The organism is Paracoccaceae bacterium, from assembly GCA_033344815.1.
Classification (GTDB): Bacteria; Pseudomonadota; Alphaproteobacteria; order Rhodobacterales; family Rhodobacteraceae; genus Roseobacter.
This window is the reverse complement of the sequence record JAWPMR010000001.1, coordinates 3,521,461-3,544,260: the sequence shown is the minus strand read 5'-3', so window position 1 is coordinate 3,544,260 and position 22,800 is coordinate 3,521,461. Positions and strand designations below refer to the sequence as shown.

The following is a 22,800-nucleotide window of genomic DNA, read 5'->3' as shown; positions in this document are numbered from 1 at the left end:
CAGCACTATCGCGGTGCCTCGACCGTTGCGATCTGTGTGTCTGGAGTCAGGCCCGATATTTCCAGCACCAGTTTGCGTCGCACCGTTTCCGCAAAGCTGGAACGCCCTTCAGCGGTGACCATGAAGGCCCCGGGCCCTCCAATGATCCGACTTTCATATTCCGCTTCAAGATTGGCACCCGCACGGCGCCCGTCTTCCGGTCGCAGGATCGGCAGGGCGTTGATCGTGATGCCAGCGGCAAGCACTTCGGCGCGCGCGGCACTGATGGACGGACCCGAAGAATTGCGGATACTGTCGCCTGAAAAGTCGATGACAGCGCGTGGCGCGTAGATGTCATTTTGCTCGATCAAGCGTTTTGCATCCAAAAGCGCGCCTCCGATAGCGTTGCTCCCATATGCCTGACGTGGCGGGCCCGTCAGATTGTCTGCAAAGGCTCGCGCAGTTTCTGCGCTGTCCACGATGGTCCAGGGCACCACCACAGCGGTATTGCTGGCCCATTCGACATAGGTAACAGCCACGTTGCCGTAGATCGAGTTGCGAATGGCCGACACCACCGCCTCATCGGTGATGGCAAGCGCATAGCCCTGACGCTGAAAGGAGAGTTCTTCGGCATCAATCGAGCCGGATGCATCAGCAAGAAGAACCAGCTCCAACCCAGCTTCACGTTGGGTTTGTGCGGCCAACGGGCCCGCGAGAAGCAAAAGCAGAATTAAACGTAGAACCATATTCTGTTTATCTTGCATCATGATGCGCCGGACAAGGGGCATCCTGTGTCGCCGGGTCTGCCTATGATACGATGGGCTCGACTTGCTACAAATACAGGCAGAAGCACGAGAGCTATGCTGCTTCGCGACGGGCCATTGGCAAGATCGTGCCTTCGATCAAGCGGATTAAGTCGCCGAAATAGCCGCCACTGCGTGCGGGTCGTGTCGGATCAGACGTGATGGCAATCGTCAATCCAAGCCCGGGAACGACGCAAATTATCTGCCCACCATACCCTCGTGCCAGCGCATAAAAATCACCACCGGACTCACCCAGAAACCAGCCATAACCATAACGCAAACCAGACCATGGCGAACGGGTCGCCGGTTGGAAAGATGCGTTTATCCAGTTACCGCTGAGCACACGCGTTTCTTCCAAAATTCCGCCCAGTCGATAAACCTCCCCAAAGCGGACCATCGCTGGCAGGCTGAGCGACATTTCGTTGCCACCCAGGTAGCGCCCTTGTGGATCACGGGTCCAGGCAGGGATATCGATACCCAACGGTGCCCCGAGCCGTTGCCTCGCGAGGTCTAGCAGGCTCAGACCCGCGACTTCCGACAGTATCGCTCCAAGCACGTGAAAAGAACCCGTTGAATAAAGCATTCGCGTGCCTGGCTCTGCCACAAAAGGGCGCGTCAACGCGTCGCTGACCCAATTGGCACTATTGATCCATCTTCCGTAATTGGGACCCGAAGTCCGTTCCAGTCCCGCTTGCATGGTCACAAGGTTTTCGACCGTGATCTGTTCCACGCGCGGATCAGCACCGGGCGGGATCAGCCCCGGCGCAAGCTGGACGATGGTGGCTTGCGTGGAAGGGATTTCACCAAGATCAAGCGCTGCCCCGGTGAGGGCCGCGACAAGCGTTTTTGACACCGATTTGATGGGCACGGCGCGGCCCATTTGCGGACCGCGAAACACCTCAGACAGCACAGCTTTCCCATGTTGATGAATGAGGATCGCGTGACACTGCTCAAGCGTATTTGCCGCGCCAGCAACCATACCCCACGTCTGTGACTGGGCCCGCAACGGGAGCGCTGTAATGGCAGCTGAGGCTGCAATGAAGTGTCGTCGGTTGAAGCGCTGCATTGAAAACTGTCCGCGGACTGACGGGAATGTTTAGATTTTCAGCCAGTCCGGCCAGATGTCAACGCTGGACCGGCTAATATCCCACTGCAAAAAACGACACAGTTACGCCACTCCGTTGGTGTGTCAGTTTGAAAAACAGAGGCTGTAGCGAGCCGTTGAACCGATCACATCTTGAGGCTTTATGTGAAGCGTGTCGTCAAAACTCACAATCTGCTCGCTGGTTGAGATCTGCATGAAAGGGCGACCTCATCTGAGATGACAAGTCATGGAATCACGCCGGATACCGTCAAAAAAGAAGCGGCGTTTTGGATCTGACCTCAGATGTGACAGAAAGTTTCGCAGTGCGGAACACGTTGCCGCATAAGAAGACACCAGTCTCGAAAACGATCGGCCCAATTGGATAATGGCGTTTGCTTTGTGTGAGTTTGCAACCGTGGATGTTACCTTAGACCAGGGGTCCTGCGCTTCCATTTGTGGTTGACAAGATCCGCGACAAAAACGCAACCAAAGGTCATTCATCACAGATGTTTTCGGCAAGGGCCAAGCCGTAGCCGAACATCGGATCACGTCCTGCTGGTCCAAGTTCTGCGCTGGTTACTGCGAGGCGCGCGCGTACATCCGAAACATTGCGCGCTGTGGCGAGCCCCGGATCGGCAGCCAGGCGAGCAGTAATCAAGGGTGTCGCAATCGACGTGCCGGTCACGAAACGTGCGTTTTGGCTCGAAGTTACAAGTACATCGACGCCGGGAGCAGCGACATCCACATGTGGACCCCGCACAGCATTGCGGTAAATCCGCCCCTCCGCATCGACTGCCGTTACGGCGATCACCCCGTCAAAACCTGCAGGATAAAGCGGATCGACCTCTGGTCCGTCATTGCCGACGGCGGCCACCAAAACCAAACCGCGCGCAACAGCCCGATCTACAGCGAGGTCGAGCAGCTTGTTGTAAGGCCCGGCGAGCGCCAGATTGACAAAGCGAACGTCTTCTTCGGCCAGCCAGTCAAGCGCGCGCACCAGCGCATCCGCACCGGCTTTCAACCCAAGCGCATCCTGCTGTCCAAATACATTTGCGCCATAGATCTTGACTCCGCGCAAGCGGCTGGGGCTGGCCAGTACCGAGGCGACATCAGTGCCATGAACGGCCGGGGACGCGCGACCTGCGAAAAAAGCGCGTGTGGTAATTTGCGTACCTTTAAGCGCAGGAGCGGCAGTATCGATTCCGGTATCAATCACCCCGACTGGCGCAACCGCGCGACATCCATTTTCGCGCCACCGCATCATATCGTTGGCATAATCCAACGCCTGCAAGCCCCCCGTTGCTTGCTGCAGCCGATAGGCGTGGTTGATGCCCACCGTTGAGGTCGGGACCGCAGCTTCAAGTTCTGCTATGGCCTCGGGTCCGGTAATGCCCTCAGGCATCCGGAACGTCAGCATTGTCAGATCAAGGCCGGCCAGACGCGATACGTCCAGCTCCTGATACCCACCTGACAAGGCGGCACCACGCATGTCAGCCGTTGATTGTGCATCCGGGACCAGACCGATTACGATGCGCGGCCCGACAACAGTCGTGCCGTCCATACCCTGTGCGTCGACACCACCGGGAACTGGCGCGCACCCAAACAGGGCAAGGAAGAGAAAGACGATGACGATTGGGCGAATGCAGATCACTGCACGAAACATGTCTCTTCTCCTTTTGATGCAGGGTCGAACAAGGACATGCCTTGTATCATCTGTTTTGTCGCCCGAAACCGGGCCAAGGTTCAAAAGAAACGAAAAAAATGTGGATCCAGCCAGCTATTTTTTTGAACCTTGTCGAAAGACTGTGCGACAAAGCTAAGGACACTGCAACTGCATCGGCGTGAAGACATGGATCGTGACGACACAATACTGGACTACCTGCAAAACCGGCTTGGCCCGAAGGACCGCGAAAAGTTCGAGCAAGACATGGCGGGCGACGCGTCACTTTCTTCGGAAGTCAATGTGATGCGATCCGTGCGCGCGCAACTGGCGACAGGTCCAAGGCACGAAAACGCAGAAGCTGTTTGGACCAGATTGTCAAACAGCATTGACGCCAAACCACAGCCTGCGAATGAGAACCGCCGCCCTTGGGCGCCGCTTTTGAAATATGCAGCTGTCGCAACAATCGCAGTCGCAGCTTGGCAATTGACCATAGTGCCCCACACGAACGGCGTGTCAGAGGGGTTCAGCACCGCGACGGAGCGCGCGGAGGCTTTCGTTATTCAGATCAAATTTGCCGAGAACGTGACGATCGGGGACATCGGTGCATTGCTGTTGCCCTTGGAAGGTAGGATCACCGACGGTCCGAGCGCACTGGGACTGGTGCGCATTTCATTTGCCAACGCGGAGGTGCAGCAGCAGGCGCTCGAAGTTCTCACTACGCGCACCGATCTGGTGGAGTTTGTTACCGAGCAATGATCTAACGGCGCAATCCTGCCGAAAGGCACCGCATCAGAGCCTGCTTGGCGTGAAAAATGCGGGTTTTGATCGTCCCGACGGGCACGGCTTCGATTTCAGCGATTTCCGGGTATGTCAGGTCTTCGAGAAAGGCGAGGCGGATCGCGGCCTGCTGAACGTCTTTCAACCCATCCAGACAAGCATGAAGTCTTTTGTTTTCTGACGCCGCTATGGCTGCTGCCTCAGGATTGGGCGCGCTGTCCACGCTTTCAGGCACTTCTTCCACAAAAGAAAGCTTCCCGCGCTTACGCAAGGCATCGACCAGTTTATTGCGCGCGATGGAAAACAGCCAGGTCTTGACACTTGACTGCCCCGCGAAACGCGACGCGGTACGCCAGACATCAAGCATCGTGTCATGCACACAATCTGATGCCAACTCGGTATTGCCACAGCGCGCCATTGCAAAGGCGTATACTGCATCATTGTAGCGCTTATAGAACTCGTGCATGGCGCTCTTGTCACCCGTCCCGATGCTGGCAATGAGATCTTGATCATCCATTTTTCTTAGGTTCGCCGATCCACAAAATTTCAGTTAACAATTGCCATTTGAAGAGGGCAGATACAACTCATAAGCGAAGCGGATTGGACGGGTAAGAAAGTGCGCTGAGCGCATTCTTGCATATCTAGTCAGACAGAATGTGGCGCGCGCTCCTGGTTTCGCGATCTGCACTTTGCCCCGACTTCCCCGCGAAGATGCATCGAATTGCCGTAATTTCTCTCGCGCCCTCAGATCGCAACCGCGCTGAGTGCCTTGGAGTTTAGCGCAAAGGGTTCCCGATTGCCGCGAGACACGAACCCATGAATATGATTTCTTTGAGGCGCAGGTCGCAAAGGCTGTTTCACTGCCGCTTTTCGTTTAAGGAAATGGTTCCAAGAGCGTCACATGACTGACGGCGTTCATGGCATTGCGCAAGCTCACAAAGTACGAAACCCCGCCAGCAAGAAAGCTGACGGGGCCGCACGCCTCAGATGTCATCGTTAAACTATGCAATCATAAAATCGTCGGCGAAAAAGTCTGTGACCACAGCGTCTTCGAATGTGATCACTTTGTTGTTCAGAGACAGTTCCACGTCGTCTCCGACCTGGGACAAATTGGCGAGCAGGTTTTCGGTCGTCACATCCGGATCATTTGTAACGAACAACAAGCTGTCTTCTCCGAAATTGAAATCCAGAATGACGTCGACACCTGTATCTTCTTCGAAGAAAACGAAAGTATCCGCGCCTTCACCACCCAACATGATGTCATTGCCCGCACCACCGCGGATCACGTTATCCTGATCATTGCCGGTGATTGTATCGTCGAATGCCGAGCCGGTGACATTCTCGAAGTTGACGGCGCTTGAGGTGCTGTTAAGAGGCGTCAAGGCATCAATATCTTCTGCACTTACGGGAACGCCGGTTGCACCGCTAGTGTCGATGACACCCTCGCCGCTGCTGGAAATGACGCCTTCCCCGCTTTCACCGGTGACAACATCGCCGATGCTGTTCATGGTTCCCGCGGCCAGATCTACGTTTACCCCGTAGGCTGCTTGGCTGAAGTCCAGCAAATCAATCCCGTCACCACCGTCCAGATCCAGAACAATCTCATCCAATACGGTCCCAACGATCACCGCCGTGTCATCGCCACCGCCAAAGTTTGTCTCCAGCGTTTCCGTTTCCCGAATATCGAGCTGGAAGAGCCCCCGTTCGGTCTGTTCGTTCACTTCGATGCGCGCAAACTCAACGCCATGACTGGTTGTGGAAAACTCGGCCACATCCTTGTTTTGCAAATCATCATCGACAAGATCTGTGTCAAAATTGACCTGAACCAGATCATCGCCGCTGCCACCTTTCATCAAGTCAGAACCATCACCATTGTTCCAGACCAGTTTGTCATCGCCCTTGCCGCCAAAGATCTTGTCGTTGCCTTTGCCACCAACCAAGGTGTCATCGCCGCCATGGCCGAAAATCTTGTCTTGGCCGTCAAGGCCGGAAATGACGTTATCCTGATTATTGCCGCGGATTGTGTCATCAAAGGCCGTGCCAACAACGTTCTCGAAGTTTTCGACAGTAGACTCGTTCAGCTTGTTTCGGCCCAAGATCACCTCTGCGGGACCTGCTGCCTGCGACAGATCCAGCGTGTCAATGCCATCGCCGCCGTCAAGATCCAGGGTGATTTCATCCAGTACGGTATCTTTGATCACAGCCGTATCATCGCCGCCACCAAAATTGGTTTCAAGCGCTTCGGTGTTGCGGATGTCGAGTTGAAAGAGCCCGCGCTCCGTCTGATCATTTACCTCGATACGCGCAAATTGGACACCTTCGTCTGTCACGGAAAACTCCGCCACGTCTTTGTTCTGCAGATCGTTGTCTACAAGATCAGTGTCGAAATTGACTTGTACCTGATCGTATCCTTGGCCGCCATCCATCAAATCGGAACCATCACCGTTGTTCCAGACCAGCATGTCATTTCCCTGCCCGCCAAACATCGAGTCATTGCCTTTGTTGCCGACAATGCGATCGTCGCCGGTACCGCCAAACAGGTGATCTTCTCCGTCCCCGCCCTCAACAGTGTCATCACCGCTACCAGCAAAGATCGTATCAGCGCCAAGTCCGCCTGACAGCTTGTCATCGCCAGACAGAGCAAAGATCAAATCATCGCCACCATTTCCATCTAATTCGTCATTTCCAAAAGACCCGATGATCAGTTCGCTCTCGTCTGAACCGCTTGTTTTCAGGCCACCGGAAAAAAGGTTTAAAATATTAATAAGGGACATTTCATTCTCCATTCAAAAGTGATTTTGGTCTCAATTTCGCCATTTGTTGGGCGGTTGGTCCTGATGATCAGGATTTGTTTCAGAGCCCCGCAACTGGCGAGATACCCGTTGGTCGGTCCGGCACAGTCTGCGGTTCAAAAAAAATGAAATTCTTTTGGCTTTGAAATTGTCTTTCCATGTGAAGGACGTTCCCACCGGACCAAAATGATCAAAGAAAAAGCCATCTGCACTTGGCTTGTCTTGGTGCTGTGACGTTGATCCAGGCGCGGTTTCCCTGACGATTTGTTCCCTGTGCGCCGCTTGTTTTAACCGGTGTTTTGGCGGCTCAAAGTTTGATGGCTGATACTGTTCATGCGCAGTTTGGGGACGGACACTTAGAAACTCCGCGAAACGACCTTCAGTCGCCCTGAGCCGGCGGCGGTCTGATGTTTCTGGAAAATGTCGGGTTTAAAACACACGTATCAGGCCAGAACTGGCGGCAATCAAGCGAACACGCGCTTCCGGCAGACTATCTATCGGATCGTTGCCAACAGTGGCTGACGAGAAATGCGCGGCACGAACACTTCGGGCACTTAACGGAAATTACAGGCTGCTGAGAAGATAGAGCATCTTGATGCTTAGTCCGGCCATCTGGCAGACGACTGTGGCCGCAAAAAATGGACACTGCGATTGCCTCGTAGTCTTGTCATCAGCGAAAAATAAATCGGATTAGTACACGTGAAACGAATTCACGGACTCTGGTGCGACTGCACCGGGTTTCACACAAGATGATTGACGAAACGCCCTGATCAAAACTTCATTCTGCTCGGAAGGCCTGGGGCGTCATATGGTTCTGGTGTGTGAGCGCCTTAGGTGACAGCACCTGTACATCTTTTAGTGGCGTCCGGTGTGCAGTGATTGTCCTGGAAAAAAGATCAGAATTGCACGTCAGGTCGAAAATCCAGCGTAAATGTCAGGTAGGATGCGTTATCATATGAGTAAGTAAAGACGCAGGTTACACTCGGGATCAGCAGCCGGTATTTCATCTACTTTTTCTCCTTCGAAACAATCGGTTGTTGTGTGGCCACAAGACGCAAATAGAGAACCTAAGCCCGGGCGGGAGATTGTAACGTCACCCGCTACAGCAACCCGATCGACCGGCCGACCTAAGCCGGATCAACGGCATCACATGCCTCGATATATGCATCAGAAAAATCACTGGTGAGCTCGACCCACATTGGAAGGTGATCACTCATCTTATACGTCCGCCAAGTCTTATAGGAGCCTTCGGAACGTTCCGGTTGATATGTCTCGCGCTGATCGAGCCGGTAAACATGTTCGAAAAAATCGAACACATTTGCCCCTCTCACTTCAAAACGTGTATAGCCGCCCGCGCGCATTGGTTCCCAAAAGGCAATTTGATCATAGGCCTTGTCTTTCGCCACATTCGAGCCCGGAATCGAGCGTATCTGTTCAGGCACTTCAAACCCGTTGGCCTCCAGTGCTTGCATGGTTTCATGCTCTGCGCTCAGGATATTGAAATCACCAAGCACCGCCGTCAGCACCGTGTTTTCCGGATCTTTGGACATTTCTTTTGCGGCTCTTTTACCAAGGGCAGCCGTCAGGCTCGCAATCTCCCGTTTGCGCTGCGCCAACAGCTTTTCATCCTCATTGTCGCCAAAATAGATGTGGACCGTTGCAAGGTCGATCTTCAGCCAGCCGGCCTGAAAGCTGACCAGATAGGGCGTGCGCGCGAATTGCTTGAAGCTCTGATCCAAAGCGGCACCGGGAAACCGCAGGCGAAACGCTTTACCTTCCACCTGCCCTTGCGGCACATGCAATTGGACTCTGCCGCGTGTGCCGGCGGGGCGCGTGACTTCAGTGCCTCTGGTCACCGCCAGCGCACTTCCTTCGGGCAGGTTCAAAAGCGTGCCTTCCGGCAGGGCGATGTCTACATCTTCTGCAAGCTTAATTGTGCCACTTTTCTTTTTGTTGCTGCGCGCTTCATAGACACCGGACAAGTCTATGCCGCCGGGTAATTCAAGCGCGATGCCATTCTCCAACCGGAGCCGCTCTCCAAAACTTGCCAGAACTTTCTTTCCATCCGGCAGCGTCAACTCTCCGGCAATATTTCTGAAACGCACCCGGTTGCGGTTGAAGGCAAAAACCATCCGCTCTCCATTGCCAGCACCACCATCCGTCACATCCGTGGCAAGGTAATCCCAATCCGGCCCAAGGATGGCCAGCAACTGGAGGAATTCGCGCATGTCATCACGGACTTCCTGCACAGCAACAATATCAAAATTGGAAATGATCTCAGCCATGTAATACAATGGTTCATAGGTATCTCGGCCACCAAAATTGGTATTGCCAAACTCTCGAATGTTCCATGTGCCGATGCGCACAGTAGCCATGCGGTCGGTATCCTGGGGAAAATGTGCTGCAAGTGCCAGGCGCAAGCTACGCAGACCGGTGATGGTTCTTTTGCGCAAGGTTTCCTCACCCGATCCGGCTGGGTGGCTTAGGCTCAGGCGATCGTAGGTCGGCATCTGTTATCCTCTCACGCAAATTCGTTAGTGGACTCATGCTACGGCGGCACGAGCGAATGTCCAACAACGCCGCAACAGCATTTTATGCATCATAGGAAAAAACCCATCGTTTCAAGACGTGCACAAAGGGAACCTCTTCCACCTGCGCCAAAACTGGTTCAAGGTACTCAAGAACGATCAGTCTTTCGGAAAACATCATAAATGACCTTTACCAAACCGTCACAAGTGCTGACCCACACAGCCGTCATGACGATGCTGTCCGCCGCGATCTCTGAAGCCGAAGAGCACGGTCAACCACAATGCATCATCATTGTAGATGCCAGTGGGGAAACGCTGGGTGAAATCCGGATGTCCGGCGCGAAGTTTCTAAGTCGGAAAAGCGCCCGATCAAAAGCGCTGACAGCGGCGTCCATCCGGGCGGCGACAACCGCCATTCCCGAATCCGTACGACAGCCCATCGGCATGGCAACGGACGGGAACATGACCGGCCTTCCTGGTGGTTTGCCCATTTTTATCGGCGGCGAGTGTATTGGCGCAATTGGTGTCGGATCAGGAACAGGTGATCAAGATGTGGCTGTGGCTACGGCCGCCCTGAAAGCCATTGGGGCTGCGATTTGAGCCTCACTCCAAGCGGCGCGACACGCCCAGCCCAATGGGTTTTCGCTTGTTTCCGGGCAACGCCGGATCAGGGCCCCAAATCGCTTGATAGGTATCCACCGCCATCCCGCGATGTTGCATCATTATTGCGGTCGCCATCAGGCACGCCCACCACAAAGACAGGCTAAGCCACATCCAGTTTGGCGCATTGGCTTGCCAAAGACCCGTCAGAATCGCAACGACTGACAGGATCAGCGCCGCGTAGCCTGCAGATTTATGTATGTATTCAAAGGCCAGCCGGCGCGGTGTCATGTCAAAATGATCACCGTGCAAAGTGCCATCCGGCGCAGGCGCCGTCGGCCCACCTTTGGTACCGCGCAGAATGCCGCCTACAATCTGCATGACAGCAAGCGAAAGCACCGCCCAACCGATATAAAAATGCGGTCCCGTTTTTACCGTCGAGGGGGATGCCAACAGGATTAGCACAACCCCAATCGCCATCAACGCACAGGCGCTGTATTGGCAAGCACGGTGCGTGTTCCACCAGAAGTGATGGTCCAGACTGCGGGGCCAATCCTGCCCGGGAAAAATCTTGAAATACCTTGCGATGACGATGCCTAAGGGCACCAGCACCCCCCAGGCCAAAACCATCAAGCGGGCATGCCAGCTCAGAAGCCCCTCGACGTTATGCGCACTGGCCGCATCCATCGGAGCAAGCAGCCAGTCCCACATCAGCCTTTGACCGCTCCTGCGGTCATGCCAGTGATGATCTGACGCGACGCCACAAAAGTAAAGATGATCGGTGGGATGGCCAGCAACATACCCGTGGCCATAATGACGCCCCAGTCGATGTTGAATTCCGTAATTGAGTTCACGATCGTCACCGGCACCGTGCGCGAATTGCGATCCGCCAGTGCGTTGGCCAGAAGAAATTCGTTCCACGCCACCCGGAATGTGAAAATCGCTGCGGCTGCCAGACCCGGTTTGATCAACGGAAGCACCACAAGGAAAAACACTTGAAACGGCCCCGCACCGTCCATGCGCGCGGCTTCTTCAAGTTGGATCGGAACCTGCACAATGAAACTTTGCAGGATCCAGATCACAAACGGTAGGTTCATCGCCACATAAACCAGTATGATGCCCGCACGCGTCCCATCGATCTGAAACTGGAATGTCCAGATGCCAAAGACTGGCACCAAAAGCACCGCAGGCGGCACCATGCGCATCGCCAGTGTAGAAAGCGATACCGTGTCCCGCCCCATAAAGCGGAATCGCACAAGCGCATAAGCGGCCATACAGCCAATCACCAGCGTCAGCACAGTGGAAATCAGCGCGATGATCAGTGAGTTGACCAGCGCCCGCCCGAAGGTCTTGTCGCAATACTCAATATGGGGCGCTTCGTACCATAGGAAATCACAGAGCGCCGTTTCATAGTTGCGCAAAGTGGGCATGAAAATCAGCGATGACGTGTCCGACATGATGTCGACGTTCAGCTTGAGGGAGGTCATCAGCATCATGGCGATGGGCCCGACGGACATCACCACAAGGGCAACCAACAGGGCATAAAACGCAGGGTTCTGACGGTCGTAGGTTTTGGTGGACATCTACAGATCCTCCTCCGCTGCCTTGCGCAACCGGGCGGCGCGCGCTTCCATGGCCTTGTTGTAAAAGAACATCCCGAAAGTCAGCAGCATCAACAGGATCAGCAGGTAATTCGACATCGCCGCCGCCTCACCCAATTCGCGGAATTCCGAGGCTGTGCGCGAGATCCGCAGCGACAGAATTTCAGTGGACAGACCCGGACCGCCGTTGGTCAGCACCAAGATGACTTCGAGCACTTTGAACGCATCAATCAGGCGCAACAAAAGCGTCACGATCAGTACCGGCAACATCAGCGGCAGTTTGATATAGATAACTTGTTGCCACCCCGTTGCCCCGTCAATGCGCGAAGCCTCCATGGCGGATTGCGGCAAAGATTGCAGAGCCGCTAATGACAGGATGAAAATGAAGGGGGTCCATTGCCAGACATCCGCGATCACCACAGAGGCAAAGGCCCAATCACCGTTGGACAGCCACGGGATCGGTTCCAACCCCATGGATTTCAGCGTGCGGTTAAAGATGCCGACTGTGGGGTGATACATATAGCGCCACATCAGGCCAACCACGATGGGGGCGATCATCATTGGCAGGATGAAAAGCGTGCGCAGCAGCGACATGCCGCGAATATTGCGGTCCAGAAGAAGGGCCAGACCCACGCCTAAAAGCATCTCCAGGAAGACAACAACGGCTGCGAATTTGATGGTAACCCAGAAGCTTTCGAGGAAACTCGCATCGCTCAGCAGGTTGATATAATTGCGCAGTCCGACAAATTCAGCTTCGCCAATGCGCTGGCTGGGGTTCCAGTCCAGAAAACTGGCATAAATCATGTACCCGATGGGGTAGAGCAATGCGATGGCCATGATAATGGCCGCCGGAGCAAGGAACAGGTAAGGCGTGAGCCTGTTGACGTTTGCGCTTTGCATGACTCTGATTTCCAGGGGCCTAAGGGTGCCGGGCGACGACGTGCCGCCCGGCCAACGTTCGGGAGGTAACGTTTATTGCCAGGTGTAGTATCCGGCCTCATCCATGATCGCGCGGGCGCGTTCGGCCACGCCGTTCAGAGCTTCCTGCGGGTCAAGCCCTTCGGTGAGCACCTGACTCATGGTTGTACCGATGTCCGCATTGATCTTGCCCCATGTGGGGATGATCGGACGCCAGTCAGGGTCGGCATATTTCAGTGCTTCACCAAAAGTCGCAGAATAAGGGTACTTCTCGTTCAACTCGGCGTTTTCATAGGTCGAGAACCGCGACGGGTTGCCGCCGGCCATCGCCACCATCAGATCGCCTTTTTTCGAGGTCAACCATTGCATCAGCAAAAACGCAGCCTCTTTGTTCTGGGCGTTCTGGGGGATTGCGATGCCGAATCCACCGGTTTGAGATCCGCGACGCACGCCTTCGGGGTGCAGCGCATAGCCGACCTTGCCCGCAACGGTCGATTTGCTGGGATCTTCAAACCCGGCAGCAAAGGCAATGCTGTCCATGAACATGGCCGCCTGACCTTGCTGGAACGCGGCTGCCGCTTCGGCTGGGCCAAATGTCTGGCTGCCTTCAGGTCCGCAATCCACGATGGTTTTCAGAGCGTTGGCTGCCGCCACGCCCGCATCATTGTTGATGATCGGTTCCCATGCGTCATCAAATACACGCCCGCCCAATGGGGCAAGGTGCAACAAGAACGCGTGGCTTGCTTGGTGACCGGAGGCCGCACGCGACGCCATACCACCCATGCCCGGCTCAACTTTAGGGATTTTGCAGGCCGCATCCAGCAGTTGGTCATAGGTTTCGGGAGTGGCAATGCCGTGCTTTTCGAAAATATCCTTGCGATAGGCCAGCACAGAGGTTTCAGACCCAAACGGGATGCCAAAAAGTGATCCTGTTGCGCCCGGCAGATAACCTTTTTTGCCGCCCGCAATCCCGATATTGGCGACATATCCGTCAATCAGATCCTCTGCGTCATACGCAGGATCGGACAGTTTAGGATCCATGAAGAACCGTGCAAGGTTTTCAAGTTGGTCGGCAAAAACATAATCCGCCTTTGAGAAAACCACATAGGCGATCATGTCGTAATCGCCTTCATCCTTTGTCAGTTCAAGCGTCTGGCGTTCACGCATTTTGAGATACTGCAACTGGTCCACTTCGACCTCGATGCCGGTTTCTTCGGTGAAGGCAGGCAGCACCTTCATCATCGCGTTATAATGCGGATGCGCTGGAACGTTGATCACCAGCGTGGTGCCGGCATAGGGCGCATAAGGCCCGTCTTGCGCCAGCGCCATACTCGCAAATGACACCGAGACCGCAGTCCCCGTCAGGATCGTTTTTAATGATAGCATTCTTCAGTCCTCCCTGATGCTATTTCTTGGTGTCAGAGCCTGAGCCCGGACGTCTTGTCAAAAATCATCAATTCATTGGTGAGCACGCCAAAGGTCTGGACGATGCCCGCTTTGACCGGGGCCGCGCTTTGCGTCTCAACCAGCATTTCGGCAGCCCCGCAGCGGGTCACAAGAACCGATTGCGCGCCCAGGTATTCAGAAACAACAACGCGCAATTCAATCGGCGCACCCTGTGTCATATCGGTGGTAAAGCTCGATGGGCGTACACCCAACGTGATGCTCTTGTCTGAAGCGGTTTTCGCTCGCACGCTCGTTTCCGGGTCCAGCGGCAGATGAAACCCATCGCCCCGCACCCAGATAGCACCCTGTTCTTCCACAAGGTCCCCATCGACGAAATTCATCGTTGGCGAGCCTATGAACCCAGCCACAAACTTGTTGGCGGGCGATTTGAACAACTCTTCGGGCGAGCCTTGTTGTTGAATGAAACCGTCACTCATCACCACAATGCGGTCGCCAAGGGTCATCGCCTCGACCTGATCGTGTGTGACATAGACCATGTTCTTGTCGATTGTATCACGCATCTCGGCTAGTTCCGCGCGCATTTTACCACGCAATTTAGCGTCCAAGTTGGACAGCGGTTCGTCAAACAGAAACGTACCAGCATCGCGGACCAGCGCGCGGCCCATTGCCACCCTTTGGCGCTGTCCGCCCGACAGTTCGGCGGGTTTACGATCCAACAAATGGGCGATATTCAGCATACCTGCGACGCGCTGAACTTTCTCTTCGATCTCAGGCTTGGACACCCGCGCCAGACGCAGCGCGAAAGACATGTTCTTGGCGATGTTCATATGCGGGTAGAGCGCATAATCCTGAAATACCATCGCCAGATCCCGCTCCTTGGGGTCAAGTTTGCTGATCGGTTTTTCGTCAAAATAGATTTCGCCCCCCGACAGCGTTTCCAACCCTGCCAACATGCGCAATGTGGTGGATTTGCCGCAACCGGACGGTCCGACAAGCACCGTGAATTCGCCGTCATCAAGCGCCAGATCAAACGGTGGCAAGACCTCAACGGCACCATAGCTCTTTGCGACTTGGTCAAAGACAATTCGTGGCACGCAATTCCCCCCAAAGCGCAACTTTCAGGCTGTACAAAATACACGCCTGTCTGCGATCAGAGTGCATCCGACAGCTAATTTCAGGAAGGACAAAAACTGAAAACTACGTTAACGTTAACGTATCCTGCAGTTTACTCATTGAAATTAATAATTAATCCGAACTCTTGAATGACTCAACAGAAAGCATGAATACCTATGTCACGCCCCTCAAAGCCCAGCAAAATCGAAGATGTCGCACGCCGGGCCGATGTGAGTATCATGAGTGTGTCGCGCGCCATTCGCGGTGTAGAGGGGGTTTCGGAAAAGAAACGGGCGGAGATTCTGAAGATCGCCCGGCAAATGAAATACATGCCCAACAGCGCAGCGCGATCTCTGGCGGTGGCCAACTCGAACCTGATCGGCATCTCACTGCCGACCTTTGCTGCTGATGTCTTTGCCGAGATCCTGAATGGTATGCGCCAGACATTCGACACCGCCGGGTATTCCAGCGTTATCGACACCACCGAATACAACAGCGAAACCGAACTGAACTGGGTGCGCAGACTTTTGTCCTGGCAACCGGCGGCTATCATACTGACCGGCACCGATCACCATCCCGAAACCCGCGAATTACTCAGGGCTTCGCCTATTCCGGTTTTGGAAATCTGGGACCACACCGACGATCCGATCGATATTTGTGTGGGGATCGATCACTTCATGGCGGGTCAATTAATCGGGGAACACGCAGTGTCGCTAGGGTATCAGCGCCCGGCATTTGTAAGCACCCCGCGCGGCCATGACAAACGCGCAGATGCCCGGCTGGAGGGGATCCGGCATGTGTTTTCCCAACAACGTGCGGCCCCCGTGATCGCCGCACGACCTCCCTTGGGAAATGCGTTTGTGACCGGCTTTGAGGGCACCAAGAGCCTGCTGGCAGATCACGCGCCAGATATCATCTGCTATCTGAATGACCACATGGCCTTTGGCGGATTGATGTGTTGTCAGGCGCAGGGTCTGTCGGTCCCGGATGACATTGGGGTCGTCGGTTTTAACGGTCTGGATCTTGGGTCTGTCTTGCCGATCAAACTGACGACAGTGCGCACTTTGCGACGTCTGATGGGGATCACAGGTGCACGCCAATTGCTGGCACGGATCAATGGCGTTCCGACTGAACGGATCACGACTTTGCCGCTTGAATTACAACCCGGCCAAACGACCCGGCTTCAGACCGACAATGACAGATTGCCCCGGCCGTCGTTCACTGGGCCAACAGCACTGTACCGATAGCCTTAGTCTTTGGGCTCAGGGAATTCGACAGGTCCACCTTGTTTTTCCCATGTGGAAAAACCTTCTTTGAGGTGTGCAGCCTCAAATCCCATGTCCTGCAGTGTCGCGGTGGTCAGCGCGGATCGCCATCCCGATGCACAATGGAAAACGAACTTTTTATCCTGCCCAAAGATTTCCTTGAAATATGGGCTGTCCGGGTCCACCCAGAACTCGATCATCCCGCGCGGCGCATGGAAACTGCCCGGGATAAACCCACTGCGCTGACGCTCGCGCACATCACGGATGTCCACAACAACCACCTTTGGGTCTGCCAGCATCGCGATCAGATCTGGTGTCTCGACCTCTTCGATCCGTGCCCGCGCATCGGCAACCATTTGGGCGGAGTTCTTTTTCAAGGCGGGCATGGCAATGTCTTTCTTGTGTGATGTTACGAAATCAGAATGGCATAGCCCGCGCCTGTCAGCAACGGCATGTGATTGACACACCCCTTGCTTTCGGGGGATGAAAACCAACACGACCGCAGGACGGGCCTTTTGGACTATACAACCACTCTTCTTGTGGCAGGTGCTGCTTTTCTCTTTTCGGGCGCTGTCAAAGGCCTTGCGGGCATCGGCATGCCCACGGCAGCAATTGCTTTGATGACATTATATCTGGACCCGCGCACGGCCATCGCACTGGTCTTGTTTCCAATGATCGGCTCCAATGCGTGGCAAGTGTTGCGGGCAGGTGAATTACGCCGTACCGCGCGCAGGTATGCGGTGTTCGCAATCGTACTTTTGGCAGGGGTCACGCTGACCGCTTTTGCCACTCGAAACACGGGCGACCGGGCGCTCCTTGCCATTCTGGGTGTGGTCATTCTGGTGTTCGTCGCCGTCAGTTGGAAAGGTCTCGTACCGCCTCTGCGCGCACGCTATGATCGAACCGCCCAGATCGGTTTTGGGCTCTTTGCAGGTATCGTCGGCGGGATGACCGCGGGCTGGGGCGCGCCACTGGCGATGTATCTGGCCACCAAACAAGTCGATAAGGACGAATTTGTCCGCGCCACCGGCTTTTTGATTTTTGTCGGCAGCGTGCCTTTGTGCCTCGCCTATGTCCGGCTTGGCTTCATGACAGGTCCTCTGGCCGGCGCCTCCGCCCTGATGCTGATCCCGACATTGATCGGGTTCTCCATGGGCGAAGTGCTAAGAAACCGCTTGTCCGTTCAGGCGTTTCGTAACGCCATTCTGATCGTTTTCGTACTGATGGGGCTTAACTTGATCCGCCGGGCGATTTGGTATCCCTAATCATTGGCAGGTTGCTCAAAACAGCTTTCCAGCAAATCTGTAGTATTCTTTTCTGTCATCTTCACCGGATTGCCGCCGCAACTGGGATCCTGCAAGGCAGAGGCCACAAGGGCCGCGATATCGGGATCTGTGACACCCAGCTCGGTTAAGTTTTTCGGGATGCCCAATTGCGTGTTGATCTCACCGACAAAATTGTAAAACCCATCAAATCCGCCCGAAATGCTGAGATAATTGGCCGCGCGCGCAAGGTGTTTGCGGATCTTGGGGCGATTGAACATCAGCACCTGCTGCATCACCACCGCATTTGTGGTGCCATGATGCGTGTGGTGCACCGCGCCGATTGGGTGGGACAAGGCGTGAATGGCACCCAAACCTTTTTGAAACGCGGTTGCACCCATGGCAGCCGCAGACATCATATGCGCGCGCGCCGTCAGGTTTGTACCGTCTTCATAGGCATTTACCAAATTGTCTTTGACCAAGCGCATGCCTTCCAGCGCAATACCTTGTGACATCGGATGATAATGCGGTGAGCAATAAGCCTCCAGACAATGCGCGAAGGCGTCCATCCCAGTGCCTGCCGTGATCATTTTCGGCATGCCCACGGTCAGTTCGGGATCACAGATCACCCCTGCGGGAAGCAATTTAGGATGGAAGATGATCTTTTTCTCATGTGTTTCTGAATTGGTAATCACGCTCGCGCGCCCCACTTCGGACCCCGTTCCAGCGGTGGTTGGCACGGCCACGATGGGTGCGATGGCGTCGGCATCCGCACGTGTCCACCAGTCACCGATGTCCTCAAAATCCCACAGCGGGCGGGTTTGTCCGGCCATAAAGGCAATCATTTTCCCCAGATCGAGGCCAGAACCGCCGCCAAAAGCCACAACCCCATCATGCCCGCCCTCGCGGTACGCCTTCACGCCCTCTTCGACGTTTTTTTCTGTCGGGTTCGGGTCCACGTCCGAGAAGATCCCGCGCGGCAGACCCGCGGCCGTCAGGAGTTCGAGCGTTGCACCAGTGATGGGCAAGTCCGCCAACCCCTTGTCAGTGACAAGCAAGGGTTTGGTGATCCCTGCGGCCGCACAAGCCTCGCCGATTTCCGAAATTCGCCCCGCGCCGAAACGCACAGACGTGGGATAGGACCAATTTGCAATAAGAGACATCAGATCAGACCTTTTTGAGATGAAACGATTTAGGGCGCGTCAGATTGTGATAGCCGATCACCGACAATCCGCCCCCACGGCCCGTATCCTTGCACCCGGTCCAGCACAAGCCCGGATCAAGATAATCGGCCCGGTTCATGAACACAGTACCGGTTTCAATGGCATCCCCAATGGCTTCGGCGCGCGCAATATCCCTGGTCCAGAGCGATGCGGTCAAACCATAATCGCTGTCATTCATCAGGCGGATCGCCTCGGCGTCATCCTTGACGGCCATAATGCCAACAACAGGGCCGAAGCTCTCTTCACGCATCACCCGCATGGTATGATCCACATTCACAAGGATCTGCGGCATCAGATAAGCGCCATCATCCTCGGGGAACAGTGCCGGATCAATCAGCGCCTTGGCCCCGGCCGCCACCGCATCCGCCGTTTGGCCACGTACCATGTCGGCAAACCGGGCTTGTGCCATCGGGCCAAGCGTCGTGTCGGGGTCCATGGGATTGCCGAGTTTGTACCCTTCAACGATCTTCACAGCTTTGGCCACGAAGTCATCGAAAAGACTCTCGAGCACATAGATCCGCTCGATCCCACAGCAGCATTGCCCGGAATTGAACATCGCGCCATCAATCAAGGTGTCCACCGCCGCATCGATATCCGCGTCTTCCATCACATAGCCGGGGTCCTTCCCGCCCAGTTCCAGTCCCAGCCCTGTGAACGTGCCTTGTGCGGCAGCTTCCATGGCCTGGCCACCGCCCACCGATCCGGTAAAATTCACGAACCCAAAGGCACGATCCGCAATCAGGGCGGACGTTGTCTGGTGATCCAGGAAAACGTTCTGGAACACCCCTTCAGGTACGCCCGCATCTGCAAAGGCTTGCGCCAACCGTTCTCCCACCAGCGGTGTTTGACTGGCGTGTTTCAACATCACCGCGTTGCCCGCAATCAAGGCAGGCGCAACGGTGTTGATCGCGGTCATATAGGGGTAATTCCAAGGTGCGACGACCAGCACCAACCCATGCGGTACACGCTTGATCACACGGCGGAAATCACCACTGTCCTCTACCTCAATATCAGACAGCGCACTTTCGGCGATCTGCGCCATATGCTGCGCGCGCTCGTTAAATCCACCAAACTCGCCGCCGTACCGCACAGGCCGACCCATTTGCCAAGCCAGTTCCGGCACGATTTCGTCGTTCATGGCCCCGATGTTGGCGACGCCCTGCATCACCATGTCGATGCGTTCGCTCAAGGGGCGCGCAGCCCACATGATCTGCGCCGCGCGCCCTTTTGCAACGGCCTCAGCCGCCTCAAATTCATTGAGCGTCGCACGCGTCGCATAGACCGATCCGTTGATCGGCGAAATACAGGTGATTGTCATCTTTATGCCCTTTCAAAACCGCGCGCGATTTCCCAATCCGTGACCGCGCGGTCAAATTCTTCCTGCTCCCACTCGGCGCAACGAGTATAGTGATCCACAACCTCATCCCCCATCGCTTCGCGCAACATGCTCGACCCGCGCAAGGTCTCCGTGGCCGCCCTGAGCGTTTGGGGAATATCCGCAGCCTTGGCGTCCTCGTAAACATCGCCTTGCGTTGGGGCGGAGAGTTCCATCTTGTCCTCGATCCCTTTGATCCCGGCAGCCAGCATCGCGGCCTGCGCAAGGTATGGGTTCAGATCGGACCCGCCGATGCGGCACTCTACGCGCACACCCTTGGTGCCGTCACCGCACAGGCGGAACCCAGCGGTGCGATTATCCACGGACCAGACGGTTTTTGTCGGCGCAAAAGTGCCCTTGGCGAAACGTTTGTAGCTGTTCACGTAGGGCGCCAGAAAACACGTGTAATCAGGCGCGTAAGCAATCAGCCCGGCCATGTAGTGTTTCATCACATCCGACATGCCCAGCTTGTCTTTGGCATTGTAAAACGCGGGCGTGTCCCCCTCCCAGAGGGATTGATGAACGTGCGAAGAACTACCGACTTTATCCGCTGCCCATTTGGGCAGGAAGCTGGCTGCATGCCCGTGCTGCCAAGCAATTTCCTTGACCGCATGTTTGGCGATAGAGTGATGATCCGCACAAGCCAGCGCCTCAGCGTAACGGATGTTCAGCTCTTCTTGGCCGGTCTCCGCCTCACCCTTGGTGTTTTCAACCGGGATGCCCGCCGCATATAGATGGTTGCGCAGCGGGCGCATGATGGCTTCTTCCTTGGTGGTCTGGAAGATGTGATAATCCTCGTTGTACCCGCTGATCGGGGTCAGATCCCGGAAGCCGTTTTTGCGGATATCATCAAAGCTCTTCTCAAACAGAAAGAATTCCAGTTCCGTTGCCATCATCGGCGTCAGACCCATCGCCTCAAGGCGCGCGATCTGGCGTTTCAAAATGGTGCGCGGCGCTTGTGGCACCAGATCATGGGTACGATGATCCAGCAGATCACAGAGCACCATCGCCGTTCCCTCCAGCCATGGCACCGGGCGGATGGTCTCAAGATCCGGTTTCATCACATAATCGCCATACCCAGAGGCCCAAGACGTGGTCGCATAACCTTCTGGCGTCGCCATTTCGAGGTCCGTAGCCAACAGGTAATTGCAGCAATGGGTTTCTGCATAGGAATGCTCGACGAAATTGGCGGCGTGAAAGCGTTTACCGGTCAGGCGCCCCTGCATGTCGACAAAGCAGACCAGAACGGTGTCGACCGCACCCTCCGCGACCTGCGATTTCAGTTGATCAAAACTCAGCGTGCCAGCCATCAGGAATTCCGTTCCAAATTGAGGTTGGGGCGACCGAAGCCGCCCCTGCAAGTTTAGCCGTAACGGTAAGGGCGTCCAGCCTTCACCATATCCGCGTTGTATTTCTTGAAGATCTCTACAACCTTTGCCTTGGTTGGGCTTTCGGCGGCAATTTCGTCCCAGAACACAAGTGCCGCGTCCTCAACCTGCTGCCATTCTTCATCCGGAATCGTGGTCAATGACATTTTTGTACCATTCACGCGCAGATTAGCTTCACCGCCCCAGTACCACCACTGACGGTAATAGTGCGACTGATCCATGCAGACCTTGAGCAACTCCTGCAAATCCGGCGGCAGCGCGTTGTAGCTTTCCATATTGGCAAAGAACGATCCCGCCCAGGCACCGGAGATGTTGTTGGTCAGGAAGTAGTTGGTCACATCAGCCCATCCAACCGTGTAATCTTCGGTGATGCCCGACCAGGCGATACCGTCAAGCTCACCCGTTTGTACGGCGACTTCAATGTCTTCCCATGGCAGAGTTACAGGCACGACGCCAAACTGCGTCAGGAACCGACCCGCAGTCGGGAATGTAAAGACGCGCTTACCCTTAAGGTCTTCAAGACTATTGATTGGGTCCTTGGTGGCGAAATGGCAAGGATCCCATGCGCCCGCAGAGATGTGTTTCACGCCAACCTTGGAGTATTCTTCGTCCCAGATTTCGTTCAAACCGTATTGGTTGAACAGGACCGGCACGTCCAAAGAATAGCGTGATGCGAAGGGGAAGTACCCCCCGAATACAGTCACATCCGTGGGCGAGGCCATGGAATCATCATCCGATTGCACCGCGTCGATGGTACCGTTCTGCATGGCGCGGAACAATTCGCCCGTTGGCACCAACTGGTCTGCAAAGAACAGCTCGATCTGCATCCGGTCGCCAGCGATCTTGTTAAAACTGTCGATGGCGGGCTTGATCACATGTTCGGCCAGCGCGGGGCCAGCATAGGTCTGCATCCGCCATTTGATGGTGGATTGTGCGAGTGCGGGGGCGGCCAGCGGCGCAGCAGCGGCCCCTGCGGCAGCGGTGGTGATGAACTTACGTCTTGTCGTCATGGTGGTTCTCCT

The 22,800-nt window shown here is 55.3% G+C and carries 20 protein-coding genes; 4 read left to right on the top strand and 16 right to left on the bottom strand.

Going from position 1 to position 22,800, the window contains the following annotated elements; translation table 11 throughout:
• Positions 1 to 5: 5 nt before the first annotated feature.
• From R8G34_16390 to R8G34_16380, 3 genes are all read right to left on the bottom strand, one after another.
• The gene (locus R8G34_16390; protein MDW3224434.1) at positions 6 to 725 is read right to left on the bottom strand and encodes a DUF1194 domain-containing protein; all 720 of its coding nucleotides are present in this window, start codon (positions 723 to 725) and stop codon (positions 6 to 8) included.
• Between the two features lie 112 nt (positions 726 to 837).
• Positions 838 to 1,848, bottom strand: coding sequence for a serine hydrolase (locus tag R8G34_16385; protein MDW3224433.1), 1,011 nt, complete (start codon positions 1,846 to 1,848; stop codon positions 838 to 840).
• A 511-nt stretch (positions 1,849 to 2,359) separates the two neighbouring features.
• Positions 2,360 to 3,529 (bottom strand): S8 family serine peptidase, encoded by a 1,170-nt coding sequence (locus tag R8G34_16380; protein MDW3224432.1) that lies wholly within the window; start codon positions 3,527 to 3,529, stop codon positions 2,360 to 2,362.
• A gap of 186 nt (positions 3,530 to 3,715) precedes the next feature.
• On the opposite strand from R8G34_16380, the gene R8G34_16375 reads away from it, so the two are divergent.
• Positions 3,716 to 4,285 (top strand): hypothetical protein, encoded by a 570-nt coding sequence (locus tag R8G34_16375; protein ID MDW3224431.1) that lies wholly within the window; start codon positions 3,716 to 3,718, stop codon positions 4,283 to 4,285.
• 1 nt (position 4,286) lies between these two features.
• On the opposite strand, the gene R8G34_16370 is transcribed toward R8G34_16375, so the two are convergent.
• From R8G34_16370 to R8G34_16360, 3 genes are all read right to left on the bottom strand, one after another.
• Positions 4,287 to 4,823, bottom strand: coding sequence for a sigma-70 family RNA polymerase sigma factor (locus tag R8G34_16370; protein ID MDW3224430.1), 537 nt, complete (start codon positions 4,821 to 4,823; stop codon positions 4,287 to 4,289).
• A 484-nt stretch (positions 4,824 to 5,307) separates the two neighbouring features.
• Complete coding sequence (locus tag R8G34_16365; protein MDW3224429.1) at positions 5,308 to 7,080, bottom strand: calcium-binding protein; 1,773 nt, start codon at positions 7,078 to 7,080, stop codon at positions 5,308 to 5,310.
• Positions 7,081 to 8,225: 1,145 nt separating this feature from the next.
• Positions 8,226 to 9,608 carry an endonuclease/exonuclease/phosphatase family protein gene (locus R8G34_16360; GenBank protein ID MDW3224428.1) on the bottom strand — a complete coding sequence of 461 codons (1,383 nt, stop codon included), beginning with the start codon at positions 9,606 to 9,608 and terminating at the stop codon, positions 8,226 to 8,228.
• Between the two features lie 201 nt (positions 9,609 to 9,809).
• Between R8G34_16360 and R8G34_16355 the strand changes: the two genes are divergently transcribed.
• Positions 9,810 to 10,226 (top strand): heme-binding protein, encoded by a 417-nt coding sequence (locus R8G34_16355; protein MDW3224427.1) that lies wholly within the window; start codon positions 9,810 to 9,812, stop codon positions 10,224 to 10,226.
• 3 nt (positions 10,227 to 10,229) lie between these two features.
• On the opposite strand, the gene R8G34_16350 is transcribed toward R8G34_16355, so the two are convergent.
• The 5 genes from R8G34_16350 to R8G34_16330 form a co-directional block, all read right to left on the bottom strand.
• A complete protein-coding gene (locus R8G34_16350; GenBank protein MDW3224426.1) occupies positions 10,230 to 10,937 on the bottom strand; it encodes a cytochrome b561 domain-containing protein in 708 nt (235 codons plus the stop codon).
• A complete protein-coding gene (locus tag R8G34_16345) occupies positions 10,937 to 11,809 on the bottom strand; it encodes a carbohydrate ABC transporter permease (protein MDW3224425.1) in 873 nt (290 codons plus the stop codon). The genes R8G34_16350 and R8G34_16345 overlap by 1 nt, the downstream gene beginning before the upstream one ends.
• Positions 11,810 to 12,727 carry a sugar ABC transporter permease gene (locus R8G34_16340; GenBank protein ID MDW3224424.1) on the bottom strand — a complete coding sequence of 306 codons (918 nt, stop codon included), beginning with the start codon at positions 12,725 to 12,727 and terminating at the stop codon, positions 11,810 to 11,812.
• A 72-nt stretch (positions 12,728 to 12,799) separates the two neighbouring features.
• A complete protein-coding gene (locus R8G34_16335; protein ID MDW3224423.1) occupies positions 12,800 to 14,131 on the bottom strand; it encodes an extracellular solute-binding protein in 1,332 nt (443 codons plus the stop codon).
• Positions 14,132 to 14,163: 32 nt separating this feature from the next.
• Positions 14,164 to 15,246: an ATP-binding cassette domain-containing protein gene (locus tag R8G34_16330; GenBank protein MDW3224422.1), complete on the bottom strand. Its 1,083-nt coding sequence runs from the start codon at positions 15,244 to 15,246 to the stop codon at positions 14,164 to 14,166.
• A 195-nt stretch (positions 15,247 to 15,441) separates the two neighbouring features.
• Between R8G34_16330 and R8G34_16325 the strand changes: the two genes are divergently transcribed.
• Positions 15,442 to 16,512 carry a LacI family DNA-binding transcriptional regulator gene (locus R8G34_16325; protein ID MDW3224421.1) on the top strand — a complete coding sequence of 357 codons (1,071 nt, stop codon included), beginning with the start codon at positions 15,442 to 15,444 and terminating at the stop codon, positions 16,510 to 16,512.
• 2 nt (positions 16,513 to 16,514) lie between these two features.
• Here the strand turns inward: R8G34_16325 and R8G34_16320 are convergent, their stop codons facing one another.
• A complete protein-coding gene (locus R8G34_16320) occupies positions 16,515 to 16,916 on the bottom strand; it encodes a rhodanese-like domain-containing protein (GenBank protein ID MDW3224420.1) in 402 nt (133 codons plus the stop codon).
• Between the two features lie 129 nt (positions 16,917 to 17,045).
• On the opposite strand from R8G34_16320, the gene R8G34_16315 reads away from it, so the two are divergent.
• Positions 17,046 to 17,795 carry a sulfite exporter TauE/SafE family protein gene (locus R8G34_16315; protein ID MDW3224419.1) on the top strand — a complete coding sequence of 250 codons (750 nt, stop codon included), beginning with the start codon at positions 17,046 to 17,048 and terminating at the stop codon, positions 17,793 to 17,795.
• Here the strand turns inward: R8G34_16315 and R8G34_16310 are convergent.
• The 4 genes from R8G34_16310 to R8G34_16295 are packed head-to-tail and all read right to left on the bottom strand — an operon-like array spanning position 17,792 to position 22,788.
• Positions 17,792 to 18,955, bottom strand: coding sequence for an iron-containing alcohol dehydrogenase (locus tag R8G34_16310; GenBank protein MDW3224418.1), 1,164 nt, complete (start codon positions 18,953 to 18,955; stop codon positions 17,792 to 17,794). The two genes, R8G34_16315 and R8G34_16310, sit on opposite strands and share 4 nt — an antisense overlap.
• Positions 18,956 to 18,959: 4 nt before the next feature.
• Positions 18,960 to 20,333, bottom strand: coding sequence for an aldehyde dehydrogenase family protein (locus R8G34_16305; protein MDW3224417.1), 1,374 nt, complete (start codon positions 20,331 to 20,333; stop codon positions 18,960 to 18,962).
• Positions 20,334 to 20,335: 2 nt separating this feature from the next.
• Complete coding sequence (locus R8G34_16300; GenBank protein ID MDW3224416.1) at positions 20,336 to 21,700, bottom strand: glutamine synthetase family protein; 1,365 nt, start codon at positions 21,698 to 21,700, stop codon at positions 20,336 to 20,338.
• Between the two features lie 53 nt (positions 21,701 to 21,753).
• A complete protein-coding gene (locus R8G34_16295) occupies positions 21,754 to 22,788 on the bottom strand; it encodes a TRAP transporter substrate-binding protein (protein MDW3224415.1) in 1,035 nt (344 codons plus the stop codon).
• Positions 22,789 to 22,800 lie beyond the last annotated feature (12 nt).